Origin of the sequence: Mesorhizobium australafricanum (genome assembly GCF_033977265.1) — a bacterium.
Taxonomy (GTDB): Bacteria; Pseudomonadota; Alphaproteobacteria; order Rhizobiales; family Rhizobiaceae; genus Mesorhizobium; species Mesorhizobium australafricanum.
This window is the reverse complement of sequence record NZ_JAVIIT010000003.1, coordinates 130744-148640: the sequence shown is the minus strand read 5'-3', so window position 1 is coordinate 148640 and position 17897 is coordinate 130744. Positions and strand designations below refer to the sequence as shown.

The window sequence follows — 17897 nt, the reverse complement described above, 5'->3', positions numbered from 1 at the left end:
CGTCAAGCGCCGCAACGTCATCACGCACCGCTACTTTCGCGGGACGGCGATATCCGATGGCCCGGCAGCGTGATTCAGGCCTCGCCGACCGGCGCCTCCACCGGTTGCCTTGCGATATCCGTGAGTTCGGCCGACGGCCGTCGCCCGAGCGCGCCGGCTGTGGCCAGGCTGAGCAGGATAAAGGGGATGCCGATGCCATAGGCCGAGCGGATACCCCAGTGATCCGACACGAAGCCGAGCAGCGGCGGGCCGAGCAGAAAGGCGACGAAGGAAATCTGCGACAGCGCCGCGACATTGATCGCCGCGGGACGGTCGGTGCGCTGCGCCGCCGCCGAGATCGCCAGCGGGAAGATGGCGCTGCTGCCGATGCCCAGAAGCGCAAAGCCCAGCATCGAGATGAAGGGCAGGGGCGAGAAGAACACGATGAACACGCCGACCGCCATTGTTGCCAACAGCACGCGCGCCACGCCGCTCGGCGAGTGGCGATCGACAAAGCTATCGGCGAAGAACCGTGTCGTCGCCTGCGAGAAGGCGAACAGCGCCACCGTGATCCCGGCAACGAACGGGCCCGATTCGAACACGGTGCGCATATAGATCGCCGACCAGTCCATGCTGGCGCCTTCCATCAGCATGGCCGACAGCGTCACCGCGACGAGGATGAGGATCGGTAGCGTCGGCCGGGCAAACATCGGCGGCTTTTCGCCGGTCGCGGCGAAACGGGCAGGCGCCGGTTCGAAGCCACCGAGGAACAGCGCCATCGCAACCGCCACCATCGGCACGACCAGCGCCAGATGCAATTGCGGCGACAGGCCGAGATGGGCGAGCACGCCACCGAACAGCCCGGCGCCGAAGAAGCCGATGCTCCAGAACGAATGCGCCCGGTTCATGACGCGGCGCTGGAGCAGAAACTCGGTCCTGTCGGCCTCGACATTAAGGATGATTTCGATGCTGCCGATCATCAATCCGACGGGGAGCAGCATCAGGAAAAGAGCGGCCGGGCCTGGCGCGTGCACCGCGACTGCATAGACGAGGGCAAGCAGCGGCACCAGCCAGAGCAGCGCGCGGCGAAAGCCCACGCGCTCCAGGATCGGCGTCGCCAGCGTCAGCGCGATCAGGGTGCCGATCGGCGTCCCGATCAGGGCGAGACCGAGCGTGCCGTCCTCGATCTCCATGGCGCGCTTGATGTCGGGCAGGCGCGGGAAGATGTTGCCCATGGCAAAGGAGTAGATCGCGAAGCCGGCATAGACGCGGTGCTGGGGGGCGAGTTTCAGGCCAAGGGTCATTACGAGCAATCCAACAAGGAGATTTTGGCGGGCACACTTTCAGTTCCGCTCACGACTCTGTTTCTTGCATGAACAGGCAAAACATGCAAGAATATGCACAAATAAGTAGGATCGTGCATGCTCACCGAGGAACGGTACCAACTGATTTGCGACCAGCTTGCGGCGGACGGAAGGGTGCTGGCCGGCGAGCTCGCCAGCCGTTTCGGCGTCTCGGAAGACACGGTGCGCCGCGATCTCAGGGAACTGGCGAAGGCCGGGCAGTTGCGCCGCGTCTATGGCGGCGCGGTCGCATCGGCGCCATTTGCCGCCGCGACGCTCAGCCAGCGCAGCCGTCATGCGGTCGAGGAAAAGACACGTCTGGCCAAGGCGGCGGTTGGGCTGCTCAGCGCAGGGCAGTCGCTGTTCATCGACGGCGGCACGACCAACGAGGCGATTGCCAGGGCGATCCCGCGTGACGTCCAACTGACCGTCGCCACCAATTCGCTGGGCGTCGCTTCGGCTCTCACGGCCCTTCCCCTGGTCGAACTGATCGTGCTCGGCGGCCGCTATGTGCCCGATCTCGGCACCTGCGTCGGCGCCGACACGCTCGCCGCCGTGGCGCAGCTCGGCGCCGATCTGTTCTTTCTCGGCTCCTGCGGGCTCGATGTGGCGCGCGGCGTCACCGCTTTCGATTCGGCCGAAGCCGAAGTGAAACGCGCCATGGCCAGGAACAGCGCTGGCATCGTCATTGCGGTCACCAACGACAAGCTCGCCACCGCGGCGCCGTATCGCGTGGCGGGAGCGGAGGCGATCCGCCACCTAGTGGTGGAAAAGACCGCGCCTTCTGCCACGCTCGCCGATTTCCAAAGCCAGGGTGCGCAAGTCCACTTTGCCTGATCGGCGGAGGCGGCGCGCCTGTGTGACCGCTTGCCTTGACAAAGCCTGCCTCTCATGCGCTTTTCGCGCCAATTTTCGAGCCGGGCTGATGCCCGCAATTTCCGGACTTTACCCATGACCACGCATCGCTACCGCAGCCATACCTGTGCCCAGTTGAGAAAGAGCGACGTCGGCAATTCCGTCCGCCTGTCGGGCTGGGTGCATCGCGTGCGCGACCATGGCGGGCTGCTCTTCATCGATCTGCGCGACCATTACGGCTTGACCCAGATCGTCGCCGATCCGGATTCGCCGGCCTTCAAGGTGGCCGAGACCTTGCGCGGCGAGTGGGTGATCCGCGTCGACGGCGAGGTCAAGGCGCGCTTGCCGGAGACCACCAACGCCAACCTGCCGACCGGCGAGATCGAGATTTTCGCGCGCGAGATCGAGGTGTTGTCGGCGGCCAAGGAACTGCCGCTCCCGGTTTTCGGCGAGCCGGATTATCCGGAAGACATCCGCCTGAAATACCGCTTCCTCGACCTGCGCCGCGAGACGCTGCACAAGAACATCGTGGCGCGCACCAAGATCATCGCCGAGATGCGCAAGCGCATGGGGGAGATCGGCTTCACCGAGTTCTCGACGCCGATCCTGACCGCCTCGTCGCCGGAAGGCGCGCGCGACTTCCTGGTGCCCTCGCGCATCCATCCCGGCACCTTCTACGCGCTGCCGCAGGCGCCGCAGCAGTACAAGCAATTGATCATGGTCTCCGGCTTCGACCGCTATTTCCAGATCGCCCCCTGCTTCCGCGATGAGGACCCGCGCGCCGACCGGCTGCCGGGCGAATTCTACCAGCTCGACCTCGAGATGAGCTTCGTCGAGCAGGACGACGTGCTCTCCACCATGGAGCCGGTGCTTCGCGGCGTCTTCGAGACTTTCGCCGCCGGCAAGCCGGTGACCCAGAAATTCCGCCGCATTCCCTATGACGAGGCGATGCGCACCTACGGCACCGACAAGCCGGACCTGCGCAACCCGATCGAGATGCAGGCGGTCTCGGATCATTTCCGCGATTCCGGCTTCAAGGTGTTCGCCAACATCCTGGCCAACGATGCGAAGGCCGAGGTCTGGGCCATTCCGGCCAAGACCGGCGGCAGCCGCGCCTTCTGCGACCGCATGAACTCCTGGGCGCAAGGCGAGGGCCAGCCGGGACTGGGCTACATCTTCTGGCGCAAGGAGGGCGACAAGCTCGAAGGCGCCGGCCCGATCGCCAAGAACATCGGCGAGGGGCGCACCGAGGCGGTCCGCCAGCAACTCGGCCTTGCCGATGGCGATGCCGCGTTCTTTGTCGCCGGCGACCCGAAGAAGTTCGCCACCTTTGCGGGTGCGGCGCGCTCGCGCGCCGGTGAGGAACTGAACCTCGTCGACCGCGAGCGGTTCGAGCTCTGCTGGATCGTCGATTTCCCGTTCTTCGAATGGAACGAGGACGAGAAGAAAATCGACTTCGCCCACAATCCGTTCTCCATGCCGCAGGGTGGCATCGATGCGCTGAATGGCGAGCAGCCGCTCGGCATCAAGGCGTTCCAGTACGACATGGTCTGCAATGGCTTCGAGATCGCGTCCGGCGGCATCCGCAACCATCTGCCGGAAACCATGGTCAAGGCGTTCGAGATGGTCGGCCTGGACCGCGCGACGGTGGAGGAGCGCTTCGGCGGCCTCTACCGCGCCTTCCAGTATGGCGCGCCGCCGCATGGCGGCATGGCGGCGGGCGTCGACCGCATCGTCATGCTGCTCGTGGGCGCCAAGAACCTGCGCGAGATCACCATGTTCCCGATGAACCAGCAGGCCTACGACCTGTTGATGAATGCGCCTTCGGAAGCGACCCCGCAGCAGCTGCGTGAGCTGTCGCTGCGCGTCGCGGTGGCGAAGAAGGACTGACGGCAGCGTTGCAACTGCCCTATCTCCCCGTCTCTATACGGGGAGAAATGTCCGGCAGGACAATGAGGGGCAGCGCGGGTGCTGGCGACTTGCGAGCGGTCGTAGCAGCCGAGGCCTTCTGACAGGCAATCGGTTCAGCATCGAATTTCATATTCGCAAGCGTCGGCGCTGCCCCTCATCCGCCTGCCGGCACCTTCTCCCCGTATAGTGACGGGGAGAAGGCAGCCAATTCGATCAGTCCTGGTTCGCCTTGACCTTGACGCCGAGCGTCTTGGGCAGGTCGAGCGGGTTGGACATGGCGCCGGCCATGATCAGCGCGAAGGGCACCGACGACGGCGGTTCGGCCGAGATCTCGAGGCTCTTCGGATCGTCGAGGAAGGTGTTCACCGCCGCCGATACCTCCGCCGTCAGCTCAGGATTGTTGAGCTGCGCCATGCCGAACGGCACGATCGCCTTGGCCTGGTTGGCGACGTCCTTACCCGACATGCCCTGCTGTTTGCCGACATAGTCGAGCACCTTGCCGGTCAGCGAATCGTCCTCGAAGCGCACCGAGGCGCCGTTGAAGGAAAGCTGCTGCATCAGGCCGAGCATGGCCATGCCCTGCGCCGAATTGTCGGCGCCTTCCGGCTGTGAGGCGAGTTTCTTCTGCATCTCTTGCATCGACTTGATGAAGTCGACCGTGTAGCCGCCGAGGTTGAAGGTCATGCCGAGCGTGCCGGCATTCTCGACGGAGATGTCATATTTCGACAGCTCCATCTTGCCGTCGCTGGGCTGCCAGGTGCCGGCCATCGCAATGTTGCCGGAGATGTTCTGGTAGCCGAGCGCCTCGATGGCTTCCTTCGACTTCGGGTCGTCGACCAGCGACAGGTCGGCGGTGAACTTTTCGGTGTTGGCGGTGAAGTCCATCGCCTTGCCGTCGGCCGGGGGGGTGATCTGGACGGCAAGCCCGTCCATCGCGAACGCCGTTTTGTCGCCGACCTTGACCGTCATGTTGGAGAGCTCGGCCGACTTGTACATCATCAGCGAGCCGAGCGGGTCGGTGCCGCCTTCGGCCGGAACCTTCATGCCATGGACGACCACCGGGCTGAGGTTGAGCGTCACGCCGTCCTTGCTGTGCTCGAAAGGCGAGGTCGAGACGGTGGCGATCTCATAGCCGCCATTGGCCTCGGCGACCCCTTCCAGCTTCACGTCGCCGATCGGCAGCGCTTCCTTCTCGGCCGCCGGCTTGATGGAAACACCCTGCAGCACGGCGTTCGAATCATCGCCGGAGACGCCGGTCCAGGAAATCTCGACGCCCTGGGCGGCAAGGGCCGCCTTGATACGCTCGGCCACCGCCGGATCGGCGGCGAAGGCCGCGTTGAGCGGCAGGGTCAGCAGAAAGGTCGAAAAGGCCAGTTTCTTGAGCGTTGAGCGTTGGATTGTCATGGCGAGTTCCCTGTCCTGATTTGCTGTGATCAAAATTGTTTTGAAACCTGCTCCATCACCATTCCGTGACGAACGGGACGGGAAAAAGGCATTTCCCGGCACATTTGTCGAAAATGGCGATGAAAAGCAAACGCCGGTCGGCAGCCATCGCCCGATGCGGTGAATTTGTCATGAAGACCGCGGCTTTCCTCCGCCAGCGCGTTGCGTGCCCAGATAGAGGCCGCATGTAACGGATTGATGTTGGCCGGCGTCGAGATGCCGCCGATGCCAGTTGCAGATCGGCGGCAAATTGCAGCCGCCGCCGCGCCGCTTCCGTGAAATCCTTCACACCGCCGATCGGGCTTTTGTGGCCGCGACGAATGCGCCGACGTTCACGCGGCGCTTGCCGCGAATCACCCGCTCGGCTAGTCCAAATCCATGGGAAAAAGGCTTTTGCCGCCTGATGACAATGGCGGCGGCGACAAAATCGAACCGGTCGATCTGAAGGAAGCGCTCGAGCGGCGCTATCTCGCTTACGCGCTGTCGACCATCATGCACCGGGCACTGCCGGATGTGCGCGACGGGCTGAAGCCTGTCCATCGCCGCATCATGCATGCCATGCGGCTGTTGCGGCTCAACCCCGATCAGGGCTTCGCCAAATGCGCCCGCATCGTCGGCGACGTGATGGGCAAGTTCCACCCGCATGGCGACCAGTCGATCTACGACGCCTTGGTGCGCCTCGCGCAGGACTTCTCGATGCGCTACCCGCTGGTCGACGGGCAGGGCAATTTCGGCAACATCGACGGCGATAACGCCGCCGCCATGCGCTACACCGAAGCGCGCATGACCGAGGTGGCAAGCGAGCTGCTTGCCGGCATCACCGAGGACGCCGTCGACTTTCGGCCGACCTACAATGAAGAGGACGAGGAACCGTCCGTTCTCCCCGGCGCCTTTCCGAACCTGCTCGCCAACGGCTCTTCCGGCATCGCGGTCGGCATGGCCACATCCATTCCGCCGCACAACGCCGCCGAGCTTTGCGACGCCGCGCTTCATCTGATCGAGAACCCGGAAGCGCCGGTGGCGAAGCTGATGGATTTCGTCCAGGGGCCGGATTTCCCGACCGGCGGCATCATCGTCGACAGCCGCGCCTCGATCCTCGAAGCCTATGAGACGGGCCGCGGCGGTTTCCGCGTGCGCTCCAAATGGGGCCAGGAGGACCAGGGCAGGGGCACCTGGAGCATCGTCGTCACCGAGATCCCTTACGGCGTGCAGAAGGCCAGGCTGATCGAGAAGATCGCCGAGCTTTTGATGGCGCGCAAGCTGCCGTTGCTCGAAGACATCCGCGACGAGAGTGCCGAAGACATCCGCGTCGTCCTGGTGCCGAAGAGCCGCGCCGTCGATCCTGGCCTGCTGATGGAATCGCTGTTCAAGCTCACCGAGCTCGAAACCCGCTTCCCGCTCAACATGAACGTGCTGTCGCGCGGCAAGGTGCCGAACGTCCTCTCGCTGAAGGGCGTGCTGAAGGAATGGCTCGACCACCGCCGCGAGGTTCTGATCCGCCGCTCGAAATACCGGCTCGGCGAGATCGAGAAGCGCCTGGAAATCCTCGCCGGCTACCTGATCGCCTATCTCAACATCGACGAGGTCATCAGGATCATCCGCGAGGAGGATGAGCCCAAGCAGGTGATGATGGCCCGCTGGTCGCTCACCGACAACCAGGCGGAAGCCATCCTCAACATGCGCCTGCGCGCTTTGCGCAAGCTCGAAGAGATCGAGATTCGCAAGGAATTCGATGGCCTCACAGAGGAGAAGAAGCAGATCGAGGCCCTGCTGGCATCCGACGCCAGGCAATGGTCGACGATAAAGTGGGAAGTCACCAAGGTCCGCGACCAGTTCGGTCCGGAGACCGAGCTCGGCAAGCGCCGCACCCAGTTCGCCGATGCGCCCGAGCATGATCTGACCGACATCGCGCATGCCATGATCGAGCGCGAGCCGGTCACCGTCGTCGTGTCGGAAAAGGGCTGGCTGCGCGCCATGAAGGGTCACTTGACCGACCATTCGCAGCTTGCCTTCAAGGAGGGCGACAGCCTGAAGCTTGCCTTCCACGCCCAGACCACCGACAAGATCCTGGTCTTCACCACCGGCGGCAAGTTCTACACCATCGGCGCCGACCGGCTGCCGGGCGGGCGCGGCCATGGCGAGCCGATCCGCATCATCGTGGACATGGAGAACGACCAGGACATCGTTACCGCCTTTGTCCACGATCCCAAGCGCAAGCTGCTGCTCGTCTCCCACGACGCCAACGGTTTTGTCATTTCGGAGGAAGAGGTCGTCGCCAACACCCGCAAGGGCAAGCAAGTGATGAACGTCAAGGCGCCGGACGAGGCCAAGCGCTGCATTCCGGTTTCGGGCGACCATCTCGCCATTGTCGGCGAGAACCGCAAGATGCTGGTCTTCCCGCTGGCCGAAATCCCGGAAATGGCGCGCGGCAAGGGCGTGCGCCTGCAGAAATACAAGGACGGCGGCGTGCTGGACCTGAAAACATTCACGATTGCAGCCGGGCTCTCCTGGCAGGATTCGGCCGACCGCACCTTCGTCAAGTCGCGCGAGGAACTGGCCGAATGGATCGGGGCGCGGGCCGCCGCCGGCCGCATGGTGCCGAAGGGTTTCCCTAGGACGGGGAAATTTGGGTAGCGAGGCTCCCCCTTCTCCCCTTGTGGGAGAAGGTGTCGCCGAAGGCGACGGATGAGGGGTTGCTCCAGGGAACGCCAAACGCCTCATTCCGCTGGAACACCCCTCATCCGTCTCGGCGCTACGCGCCGATCCACCTTCTCCCACAAGGGGAGAAGCCAGCGCGCAAACATTTGGACCGTCGTCACGATTGCTGCACTATGATGGTGCATAAGCATCCATCGAACCATCGGGCAGGGGAGAAACGCCGGGTTGAAGCGGACGGAGATCCAGAAGTCGGGGCAGCGGCTGTTCGGCCTGTCGACACCGCTGAGGGCGGCTGTCATCCCGCCGATATCGGCGGCACGCTGGCTCCTGGTGTTGATCGCCGCCGCTGGCGTCTATTTCTTCCACGGCTTCCTGTTCCCGGTGCTGGCGGCCCTCGTCATCGCCTTTGCCAGCTGGCCGCTCTATCGCCGGCTGCTTACCGCCGTCGGCGGCAATCGCACCGTCGGCGCGACGCTGGCCATCCTCTTCATCCTGACCTTCCTGGTGGTGCCGATCGCGCTTGCCGGCACCTATGCCATCAACGAACTGCGTGAGTGGGTGACCTGGGCGATCGAGACCAACCGACACGGTTCGGTAACGCCGCAATGGATCGCCACCATGCCGGTTGTCGGCGAGTGGCTGAACGAGCAGTGGATCGCCTATCTCGGCCACCCCGGCGGCATCGGCGAATTGATCCAGCTGATCAGCGGCTCCAACATCGGCAATATCTATCGCGGCGCTTTAGCCGCCGGCGGCAGCGCCTTCGGCCTGTTGCTGACGCTTCTGTTCATGATGATCGCGCTGTTCTTCGCCTATCGCGACGGTGAGGCTTTCGCCGCGCAGGTCGATCGCGTCGGCGAACGCATCCTGCCGATGCGCTGGGAGCGGTTCTCGCGCGTCGTGCCGGCGACCATCTCGTCCACCGTCACCGGGATGACCGTCATCGCCATAGGCGAGGGGCTGGTGCTTGGCATCGCCTATTGGCTGGCCGGCGTGCCGTCGCCGGTGACGCTGGGCGCGCTCACCGGCATCATGGCGCTGATCCCGGGAGGCGCGCCGCTCTCCTTCACTTTGGTGTCGATCTACCTCGCTGCCAGCGGCAAGCTGTTCGCCGGCCTTGCCTTGTTCGTCTGGGGCGCGGTCGAACTCTTCATCGTCGACAAGACGCTGCGGCCCAAGCTTGTCGGCGGCCCGATCAAGCTGCCGTTCCTGCCGACCTTTTTCGGCCTCATCGGCGGCGTCAAGACGATGGGCTTTCTTGGCCTGTTCATCGGCCCGGTGCTGATGGCGCTACTCGTCGCTATCTGGCGTGAATGGCTGCGAGAGGTAGCTGACGAGACGGCTGCCGGCTCGGCGACCGAAATCGAAGCGGACCCACAGATCGAGGTTCTGCCTGCACCCGGTCCGGCGAAGAAAGCCAGCGCCTGATCCGCGGTGGGAGCCGCGTTAAGACACATCAAGCCGGGTGATGCACCGCGAGGTCGGCGCGGCGCTTGCGGCCCTCGTGCAATTGCCAAAGCGAATGCGCGACGAGCGTGACGATCAGGATAGTGCCGCCGATCAGGCTGTTGCGCGTCGGCGCCTCGGCGAAGATCAGCCAGACCCAGACCGGAGCGAGCACGGTTTCCAAAACATAGAACATCGCTACCTCCGGGCCCGAAATGTATTTCGGTCCGTTGGCAAGGCAGAAGAACGAGATCGGCATGATCACAGCGCCGTTGAAGATGATCCACCACGGCGCGCTGACGTGGACGCCTTCGCCCGAAACCATGAAGACGGCGAGCGCCAGCGGTATGATGACGCCGACGAGCGCGGTGAAGCCCATGTCCTTGCCGTTGGCGCGCGAGATGGTGATGGCCAAGGCGACGAAGAAGGCCGAGCACAGCGCCATGAAGTCGCCGAACAGATGCCCCGTGCCGACCGAGCCGCCGACGATGATCAGCACGCCGAAGATCATCGCCAGCATGGCGATCACGGTTGCAGGCCGTGGTCTTTCCTTGAGGATAAGCCATGACAGCAGCGCCGCGAACACGGTGTTGAAGGCCAGGATGAAGACAAGATCGGCGGTCGAGGTGTGATAGACGGCCGTGACGAAGCTAATCCCGGTCATGCCGTAGCAGAATGCCACGGCAAGTCCCGACCAGCCCGGAATGAGCCGGGGTGCGTTCCTGTCCAACGACCGCCAGATGGCCCATATCACCAGTCCGGCCAGCAATGTGGTGCCGGTCCGCAACATCATGATCGTCCAGGGGGTGCCGTCGGCGAGCCGGATCAGCGGTATATCGACGGTCAGTGTCAGCCCGCCAATGGCGGTGATCAGAAGACCTTTTTGGTGATCGGTATGGGTGGACACTTGGGAGTCTCGCAAACAATCTTGAGGAGGCGCAAAGCGGCCATGCCGCGGTGCTTCCAGCCCGATGGCCGGAAGACCAGCGTCCTCCTCCTTGAAACAGTTTAAGGATGAAGCGTGGGGCGGATCAGCGACTGACCGCTTCGTGGTCGTAGCGTTCCCAGCCTTTCGGGCCGAGATGCTCCTGCGGCATGAAGCGCATCTTATAGCTCATCTTGCGCGAGCCGTTGACCCAGTAACCGAGATAGACGTGGGGCAGCCCCATCGCCTTGGCGCGGGCGATGTGGTCGAGGATCATGAAAGTGCCGAGCGAGCGGTTCTCGAAGTCGGGATTGAAGTAGGAATAGACCATCGACAGGCCGTCGGCCATCTTGTCGGTCAGCGCCACCGCGATCAGCTCGCCCTGGCCCCTGCCGGTGATGAAAGTGTCCGGGCCGCGACGCCGGTATTCGATGATCTTGGTGTCGACATGCGTGTCTTCCACCATCATCGCATAGTCGAGCACGGTCATGTCCGACATGCCGCCACGGCGATGGCGGGCGTCGAGATAGCCGCGGAAGAGCGAGTATTGCTCAGTCGAGGGCTGCGCGTCATGCATGGCGCCGACCAGATCGGCATTGTGCTGGATGACGCGGCGCATGTTGCGGCTGGGGTCGAATTCCTGCGCCAGGATGCGCACCGAAACGCAGGCGCGGCAGGATTCGCAAGCCGGGCGGTAGGCGATGTTCTGCGAGCGCCGGAATCCGCCTTGCGTCAAAAGGTCGTTCATCTCCGGCGCCTTGTCGCCGACAAGGTGCGTGAACACCTTGCGCTCGAACTGCCCCTCCAGATAGGGGCACGGTGACGGCGCTGTCAGGAAGAACTGCGGCGACTGGGTCGGATGCTGCGTCATCTAATCTTGGAAACGCTCCTGCGAATCGCTCTACCTTTGGCCCGGTCGGCGAAAAATTCAACAGGATTATGCTGCCGCGACGGCCTCGGCCTGTTCATATTTGAGCACAGGCGGCGCAGCGGTTCGATGAACGCGGCCGTGGACACCGTCAGATGTCGGTGCGGGTGACCACGGTGCCGAGCAGCAGGTCGTGCAGCGTGCGCTTGCGGTCGGAGAACAGCGTGACCAGCAGCACCAGCGGCGTCAGGATGACGTTGCCGGCCCAGAACAGCACCGAGTGCACCACCGCCGTCATGCCGTCGATGCGGCTGCCGTCGAGCTTCTCCAGGCGGATGCCCATGATCTTCATGCCGGTCGTCGCCTGGTCGCGGCTGCCCAGCGTGTTCCAGATGTAGAGGATGGCGACCATCGGCACCAGCACCGAAAACAGCGCCCAGCCGAGGCCGAAGGTCAAAAGCCCGAGAATGGCCACCAGGATTGCGAAAGGAATGGTCAGCAGCGCAACGAAGAAATAGTCGAGCAGGAAGGCAAAGACGCGCCTTGTCCGCACCCCGCGATAAGCGCGGGTATCCTCGAACCTGGTCGTGATGATCTCGCCGTCCAATACGCGTGCGTTCATGTCCGTTCCTCGATCGCGGCATCCGCATGAGGATGCCTGCCGCTTTGTCAGATGGTGAGGGCGGCCTGGAATTCAAGGAACGTCGGCGCCGGCGGACCGGCGCGATGTCAAAAGATGCCGGGGCAGAGCCTGTAGCGGACCCGTCCGAGATAGTCGCGATATTCCTCTGTCAGCGCCAGGATGCGCTCCTCGCGCAGGATGCGATGGATCTGGAACAGGGTGATGACCGCGTAGACGGCGAAATTATAGAGCGAGAAGCTCGACAGCAGGAAAAGGATATGCCCCGCCAGGTAGCCGGCATAGATCGGGTGCCGGACGAACCGGTAGGCGCCGCTGGTGACGACGCCGCGATTGGCAGGCAGGATGGCGAAGGAGCGGCCAAGCGACATCTTCCCCCAGATCACCAGCCACAGCGCCAGGAACTGCAGCGGCGCCGCGATATAGAGCGGGATGACGGCGATGCCGTCCTGCAGCGATATGAAGCCCGAACCGAAACCGGCCGTCAGCGAGATGAATACCGTGAAAGGGCTCCAGTCGCGGACAATCGGTCGCCGAGCCAGAAGCAGCCAGGTAAAAGTCAGCGCATCGGAGATCATGAGTAAAAGGACGTTGAGACGGCCTGGATCGATGACCAGATGGTACGCGCCGCGATAGACGAAGATCGCGGCGACTGCCAGCGCGATGAAACGGAACAGGCCCTCGCGCAGGTCGGTGACGATTTCGGTGGTTCGCAGCCCCGACCAAAAACCCGATTCTGCGCCAGGCAGCGTGTCACTTTTGGAAATCGCCAACTCTGCTACCCCGATGGTTCCCTCGACATGAACCATTGCACGTAAGCCTTGCCGTCCGGTTAAGGTTTTGCGTGCGTTTGGTTGCATTGGCGGATTCGTCTGCCGCGGGAATGGTGCGTTGCCAGTTGAACATGACATTCTTCCCGGTTTAGCTTGCTGCGGCGCACAAACGGGACGGGAAGATGGACTACGACATGCTGGTCATCGGCAGCGGCCCTTCGGGGCGCCGCGCCGCGGTGCAATCGGCCAAGCTCGGCAAGTCGGTGCTGGTGGTCGACAGGGGCCGGCGCCTGGGCGGCGTCTCGGTGCATACCGGCACCATCCCGTCGAAGACGCTGCGCGAGACGGTGCTGAACCTCTCGGGCTGGCGCGAGCGCGGCTTCTATGGGCGCGGCTACCGGGTCAAGCAGGATATTTCGATCAGCGATCTGGTCGACCGGCTGCACAAGACGCTCGACCATGAGGTCGAGGTGCTGCAGCACCAGTTCATGCGCAATACGGTGAGGAGCGCGCGCGCCGCGGCAAAATTCCTTACGCCCAACAAGGTCAGCCTGACCGCCGACAATGGCGATTACAGCGAGGTCGGCTTTGCCAACGCGCTGATCGCCGTCGGCACCCGACCGCACCGGCCGGCCGACGTGCCCTTCGACAGGAAGCGCGTCTTCGACAGCGACGAGATGCTGGAACTCCACCATCTGCCGCGCACGCTGACCGTGATAGGCGCCGGCGTCATCGGCGTCGAATATGCCACCATCTTTTCGGCGCTTGACGTGCCGGTGACATTGGTCGAGCCGCGCAACACCATCCTCGATTTCATCGACCGCGAGATCGTCGACGACTTCATCCACCAGATGCGCGACCGCGGCATGACCATTCGGCTCGGCAGCGCGGTCAAGGAGATTGCCTCGAAACCCGACCATGCCGAGGTGACGCTCGCCGACGGCCGCACCATCCGCTCGGAGATGGTGCTCTACGCCGCCGGCCGCACCGGCAATGTCGCCAGCCTCGGCCTCGATATGGTCGGCATCGAGGCCGACGCCCGGGGCCGCGTCAAGGTCGATCCGCACACGTTCCAGACCAGCGTTCCAAACATCTACGCCTCCGGCGACGTCATCGGCTTCCCAAGCCTGGCCTCAACCTCGATGGAGCAGGGACGGGTGGCGGCCTGCCACGCCTTCGGCGTCAACCTGCCGCCGCCGCCGGAAAGCTTTCCTTACGGCATCTACGCGGTGCCTGAGATCTCGACGGTCGGCCTGTCGGAGGAGCAGGTGCGCCAGAGCGGCGCCGCTTATGAGGTCGGCCTTGCCCGGTTCCGCGAAACGTCGCGCGGCCACATCATGGGCGTCAACAGCGGCTTCCTGAAACTATTGTTCTCGGTCGAGACGCGCCGGCTGCTCGGCGCCCATATTGTCGGCGAGGGCGCCACCGAGCTCATCCATATCGGTCAGGCGGTGATCAACCTCGGCGGCACGGTCGACTTTTTCGTCAACAACACCTTCAACTACCCGACGCTCGCCGAAGCCTACAAGATCGCGGGCTTGGACGCCTGGAACCGGATGGGGCAGGGGTGAGGTTTCGGCGCTGCTGTCCAGGCTGGCCGGCTAAAGCGCGTCGCGCTGAACCGGATTCAGGCGACGCGCTTTAGGTCTTTGTTTTGATGCATGTCGTTGTCCCAGAACCGCTGCACACTTCTGGGCGACATGCATTAGATTTCCATCTGCGACAGCAGCGAAAGCATGACGTCGGCCGACGGCATCGGCAGCACCGCCTCGATTTCCGCCGGCCGCACGCCGGCGATGGCGTCGGCATCGCCAGCCACGGTGCCGAGCGGCCCGCGGAACCCGTGCTTCGACCAGGCAAGTTGCTGCAGCTTCGGGCTGGTCAGCGCGTCGATGACGATCAGCGGATGCGACGAATAGACGGTGGGGCGCGGGTAGAGGATTTCCGGCTTGGCGCCGGCGCCGGCCTGCACGCGCTGCCAGCGCGCCGGATCGGCGAGCGCCCACTCGACCAGCTGGTTCTCGTAGCCCACCACCATCGGCTCGGCGCCGAGGCCGCCGGCGATATACTGGTCGAACAGCTTGCCCGAAGACGACGATTTCAGCCCCATGCTGCGGAAGATAGACTTCGCCTCTTCACCATGCCGGGCAAGCAATTCCTGCGTCGCCACGTCGCCGCTCATTAGGCTGAGCACAAGCCCTGCGAACATGAAGCCTGAATTGGAGCGGTTGGGGTCGGTGGAGACGATGCGGGTGCGGCCGTAAAGCTCCGAAATGCCGAGATCCGACCAGTTCTTGCCGGCAAGGATGGCATCGAGCAGCGCCTTGAGGTCGAGCTGGTTGTAGCCGCCCTTGGCCGCGACGGTGACCAGCCCGCTTTTTTTCAGGCCCTCGACCACCGGCCCCCAGGTGTAGACCACGATCGGCGAATTGAGCACGACCTGGTCGTTGCGGATGGAAACACCGTTCTTGCGCGCAAGGTCGACCATGATCGACGAGGACGGCCACAGGAATTGCGGTTTCTGGGTCAAGAGCGCCGGCTCGCGCACCATCTCGACCGAGCCGGCGACGCGCGCGTCGAGCTCCAGCCCGTAGCCGCCGAGCGCGCCGACCACATCGGGGTCGGCCAGGAAGGCCTGCTTCTCGCCGCCGATGAAGCCGAACAGATGCGCGCGGTTGCCGAGATAGCCGCGGAACTCCGGCCGGTCCTTGAGCGTCAGATAGCCGCCCGTTCCGGCCGCGGCGGCGGCAAGCAGTCCCAGTCCGAAAGCGCGGCGAGAAAGGGCCATCAGCGACCGATATCCTCTTTCAGCGACTCCTGAATGAGTCGAAGGTCAACGTCGAGCGTGCCAAGCTCGGAGTCCGCCTGGCTGTCGGCATAGTGGACGAAGGCGTCCTGCAGCTTGGTGATCACCGCTCCGATAGTGGCAAGCCGCTGCTGGCTTGGCGCGCGGCGATCGGCCAGCGTGGCATAGCCTTCCGCGACTTCCGCCGCCTGCGGCACGTAATAGGTCAGGAAGCGGCGGACCGAAGCCGCGCTTGCCGGCTTCGCCTCGACCTTGGAAATCACGTCGGTGGCGATGTCGGACAGGTTCTTCACCTTGGCCTTCATATCCTTGTCGGCGATCGAGCCAGCCGCCGCCGCCAGCCGGTCGGCGGCCGGCTGCGCTTGCGCCAGCAATTCGCGCGCGAACGCCACCTGGCCGCCGCCGATGGAGCGGAGGTCGAGGCCTTCGAAAAGCTGGCGTGGCGCCAGCACGAAGATCAGCCCGGCGAATACCAGCGCCGAGATCACCACCGAGACCAGGAACGGGAAGTGGGTGAGTGTGCTGAGACCAACCAGCAGCGCGGCCGACACCAGCCCCGCCGCGATCCAGTTCCAGTCATTGCCGAACAAGCCGCGCATCGTTGGCCTTAGTTATAGCCGCGCGCGGCGCGGAAGGCACCGGCCAGATCGCCGCTGCCGTCGAAGACGCGCGCCGAGGTCGCTTTGGCGAGGCTGTCGAGCTGGCTCTTGTCCGCGTCACCAAAAGTGATGCCGAACACCGGCACCCGCACCGGTGCGCCTTGCCAGTGAGAAAGGAAGAAATCGGCGCTGCCGTCTGTGCGGCCGTCGGTCATGATGACGATAGCCGGCAGGTATCTCGAAAGATCAGGCGTGGCGATGATCTTCTGCAGCGCCTGGTCGGCGCAGGCATACATATCGGTGCCGCCGCCGGCGCGCTGCTGCGCCACGTCGCTGAGCAGCTGGTTCTGGCCCGCCGGATCACCGGTCGCGTCGAAGACGTCGCGCACCGTGCTGTCGAAGGGCAGCACGAAGATGTGGTCGGAAGGCGTCCACTGCACCAGCACCTCGCTCGACTTCTCCGGCGTGAACAGGAACTGGGCGGCCTGCTGCAGCTGCGTCTCGCCCTCGTTCTCCATCGAGCCCGAGAAGTCGAAGCAGAGCGCCGTCAATGACGGTTTGCGCAGGGCCTGCTGGTAAAGGTCGAGCGCCTTGCGGATCACTGCCGGTTCCGGCATGCGGATCGCCGTCACCAGCTTGCCGGGATCGAAATTCCAGTCGGGGTCCGCCGTCGCCTGGATCGCTGCGCCGCCGAGCGGCAGTCGCCGGCCGGTGTCGGCGATGCGCTTGCGCACCGCATCCGATTGCAGATAGGCGAGCAGGTCGGTGAAGAATTTTTCGACGTCGGCGCCGCGCCCGTGATCGATGAAGCCGAGCGGGGAATCGCCGACCGCCACGCCATCGGCCGGATAGACCGCATAGAGCGGCTCGTCGCCCATCTGCTTCAGCTTGTCGTTGGTCTCCTTCAGCGTCGCCTCGTAATTCCACATCGCGTCATAGAGCGTGCCCTTGCGCGCGGAGTCCACATAGAGGTCGGCCAGCCATCCCGACGAGCCGGACGAGCGCTCGACGCCTTGCAGCAGGGCGCCGACCGTGTCGTGCACGGACGAATTGTCGAGATCGCCGGGCTCGATCACCTGCTTGCCGCCGAGCGCGCTGGAGAGCATCGCCAGATAGGCGCTGGCGCCGGAGTTGGACTGCGTCGCCGAAGTCATCAGGAATTTGAGCTTGCCGTCCTTCACCGCGGCGAGGATATCCTTCATGTAGACTGGCTTGCCGATCCAGCCGAGCTCGGCGGCCTTGGATTTGCGAACGCCGAGGATGACCGGCATCTGCGCGATCGAGGTGAGGTTGCGCACCTTGCGGCCGGAATCGAATAGGTCGACCCAGACGCTCGATGCCGGCCACACCGCGTCCTGATCGAGCCCGCTGGCTCTCTGCAGGCCGAGACCGATGTCGAGCGAGCCCTGGTAGGAGATGGTGCAGGTCGCGCCCTGCTTGGCGCAGAACTCCTGCACGATCGGCTCCAGCACCGTGTTTTCGGAACCCGAGACGATCGAGAATCTGACATTGCTCGAATTGCAGGCGGCCAGCAGCAGCGCGGCCGCCAGCGCGAGAACGGTCGAAAGCTTCATCGGCATCGAGGCCCCGTCAGCCCTGGAGCCGGATGATTTCAGGTCCACTCGACCTGAAATCATCCGGCTCCAAATCA

The 17897-nt window shown here is 64.1% G+C and carries 15 protein-coding genes; 5 read left to right on the top strand and 10 right to left on the bottom strand.

Features of this window, described 5'->3' with window-relative positions:
• Nucleotides 1-74: 74 nt before the first annotated feature.
• Nucleotides 75-1283: an MFS transporter gene (locus tag RFM98_RS07600; protein WP_320308288.1), complete on the bottom strand. Its 1209-nt coding sequence runs from the start codon at nt 1281-1283 to the stop codon at nt 75-77.
• A 117-nt stretch (nt 1284-1400) separates the two neighbouring features.
• On the opposite strand from RFM98_RS07600, the gene RFM98_RS07595 reads away from it, so the two are divergent.
• Together RFM98_RS07595 and aspS are read left to right on the top strand one after the other, a co-directional pair.
• Complete coding sequence (locus RFM98_RS07595) at nt 1401-2159, top strand: DeoR/GlpR family DNA-binding transcription regulator (protein WP_320308287.1); 759 nt, start codon at nt 1401-1403, stop codon at nt 2157-2159.
• A 114-nt stretch (nt 2160-2273) separates the two neighbouring features.
• A complete protein-coding gene (gene aspS, locus RFM98_RS07590) occupies nt 2274-4067 on the top strand; it encodes an aspartate--tRNA ligase (protein WP_320308286.1) in 1794 nt (597 codons plus the stop codon).
• Between the two features lie 234 nt (nt 4068-4301).
• Here the strand turns inward: aspS and RFM98_RS07585 are convergent, their stop codons facing one another.
• Together RFM98_RS07585 and RFM98_RS07580 are read right to left on the bottom strand one after the other, a co-directional pair.
• Nucleotides 4302-5492, bottom strand: a complete 1191-nt coding sequence (locus RFM98_RS07585) for an aq_1923 C-terminal domain (protein ID WP_320308285.1) — start codon at nt 5490-5492, stop codon at nt 4302-4304.
• Between the two features lie 55 nt (nt 5493-5547).
• Nucleotides 5548-5820, bottom strand: a complete 273-nt coding sequence (locus RFM98_RS07580; RefSeq protein ID WP_320308284.1) for a hypothetical protein — start codon at nt 5818-5820, stop codon at nt 5548-5550.
• A gap of 89 nt (nt 5821-5909) precedes the next feature.
• On the opposite strand from RFM98_RS07580, the gene parC reads away from it, so the two are divergent.
• Together parC and RFM98_RS07570 are read left to right on the top strand one after the other, a co-directional pair.
• A complete protein-coding gene (gene parC / locus RFM98_RS07575) occupies nt 5910-8165 on the top strand; it encodes a DNA topoisomerase IV subunit A (RefSeq protein ID WP_320308283.1) in 2256 nt (751 codons plus the stop codon).
• Nucleotides 8166-8414: 249 nt separating this feature from the next.
• On the top strand, nt 8415-9617 hold the full coding sequence (locus RFM98_RS07570) for an AI-2E family transporter (protein WP_320308282.1): 1203 nt from the start codon (nt 8415-8417) through the stop codon (nt 9615-9617).
• Between the two features lie 28 nt (nt 9618-9645).
• On the opposite strand, the gene RFM98_RS07565 is transcribed toward RFM98_RS07570, so the two are convergent.
• The 4 genes from RFM98_RS07565 to RFM98_RS07550 form a co-directional block, all read right to left on the bottom strand.
• Complete coding sequence (locus RFM98_RS07565; protein ID WP_320308281.1) at nt 9646-10542, bottom strand: DMT family transporter; 897 nt, start codon at nt 10540-10542, stop codon at nt 9646-9648.
• 124 nt (nt 10543-10666) lie between these two features.
• Nucleotides 10667-11431, bottom strand: coding sequence for an arginyltransferase (locus RFM98_RS07560; protein WP_320308280.1), 765 nt, complete (start codon nt 11429-11431; stop codon nt 10667-10669).
• Nucleotides 11432-11579: 148 nt separating this feature from the next.
• Nucleotides 11580-12050, bottom strand: a complete 471-nt coding sequence (locus tag RFM98_RS07555; protein WP_320212234.1) for an RDD family protein — start codon at nt 12048-12050, stop codon at nt 11580-11582.
• Between the two features lie 107 nt (nt 12051-12157).
• Nucleotides 12158-12841, bottom strand: coding sequence for a methyltransferase family protein (locus RFM98_RS07550; protein ID WP_320308279.1), 684 nt, complete (start codon nt 12839-12841; stop codon nt 12158-12160).
• Nucleotides 12842-13023: 182 nt separating this feature from the next.
• Here RFM98_RS07550 and sthA point away from each other — a divergent pair, with 182 nt between their 5' ends.
• Nucleotides 13024-14412, top strand: a complete 1389-nt coding sequence (gene sthA, locus RFM98_RS07545; protein ID WP_320308278.1) for a Si-specific NAD(P)(+) transhydrogenase — start codon at nt 13024-13026, stop codon at nt 14410-14412.
• Nucleotides 14413-14546: 134 nt separating this feature from the next.
• Here sthA and RFM98_RS07540 read toward each other — a convergent pair whose 3' ends face one another.
• Genes RFM98_RS07540 through RFM98_RS07530 form a run of 3 tightly spaced genes read right to left on the bottom strand, consistent with a single transcriptional unit; the run spans nt 14547 to nt 17826 of the window.
• The gene (locus tag RFM98_RS07540; RefSeq protein WP_320308277.1) at nt 14547-15629 is read right to left on the bottom strand and encodes a hypothetical protein; all 1083 of its coding nucleotides are present in this window, start codon (nt 15627-15629) and stop codon (nt 14547-14549) included.
• Complete coding sequence (locus tag RFM98_RS07535; protein ID WP_320308276.1) at nt 15629-16246, bottom strand: 5-bromo-4-chloroindolyl phosphate hydrolysis family protein; 618 nt, start codon at nt 16244-16246, stop codon at nt 15629-15631. Before RFM98_RS07535 ends, RFM98_RS07540 begins: the two co-directional genes overlap by 1 nt.
• An 8-nt stretch (nt 16247-16254) precedes the next feature.
• Nucleotides 16255-17826: a substrate-binding domain-containing protein gene (locus RFM98_RS07530; RefSeq protein WP_320308275.1), complete on the bottom strand. Its 1572-nt coding sequence runs from the start codon at nt 17824-17826 to the stop codon at nt 16255-16257.
• Between the last annotated feature and the right edge of the window lie 71 nt (nt 17827-17897).

Excerpts from the sequence above, each read along its gene's own strand:
- RFM98_RS07600 (WP_320308288.1), bottom strand. The coding sequence starts at position 1,283 with ATGACCCTTGGCCTGAAACTCGCCCCCCAGCACCGCGTCTATGCCGGC.
- RFM98_RS07595 (WP_320308287.1), top strand. The coding sequence starts at position 1,401 with ATGCTCACCGAGGAACGGTACCAACTGATTTGCGACCAGCTTGCGGCG.
- aspS (WP_320308286.1), top strand. The coding sequence starts at position 2,274 with ATGACCACGCATCGCTACCGCAGCCATACCTGTGCCCAGTTGAGAAAG.
- RFM98_RS07585 (WP_320308285.1), bottom strand. The coding sequence starts at position 5,492 with ATGACAATCCAACGCTCAACGCTCAAGAAACTGGCCTTTTCGACCTTT.
- parC (WP_320308283.1), top strand. The coding sequence starts at position 5,910 with ATGGGAAAAAGGCTTTTGCCGCCTGATGACAATGGCGGCGGCGACAAA.
- RFM98_RS07560 (WP_320308280.1), bottom strand. The coding sequence starts at position 11,431 with ATGACGCAGCATCCGACCCAGTCGCCGCAGTTCTTCCTGACAGCGCCG.
- RFM98_RS07555 (WP_320212234.1), bottom strand. The coding sequence starts at position 12,050 with ATGAACGCACGCGTATTGGACGGCGAGATCATCACGACCAGGTTCGAG.
- sthA (WP_320308278.1), top strand. The coding sequence starts at position 13,024 with ATGGACTACGACATGCTGGTCATCGGCAGCGGCCCTTCGGGGCGCCGC.
- RFM98_RS07540 (WP_320308277.1), bottom strand. The coding sequence starts at position 15,629 with ATGGCCCTTTCTCGCCGCGCTTTCGGACTGGGACTGCTTGCCGCCGCC.
- RFM98_RS07535 (WP_320308276.1), bottom strand. The coding sequence starts at position 16,246 with ATGCGCGGCTTGTTCGGCAATGACTGGAACTGGATCGCGGCGGGGCTG.
- RFM98_RS07530 (WP_320308275.1), bottom strand. The coding sequence starts at position 17,826 with ATGCCGATGAAGCTTTCGACCGTTCTCGCGCTGGCGGCCGCGCTGCTG.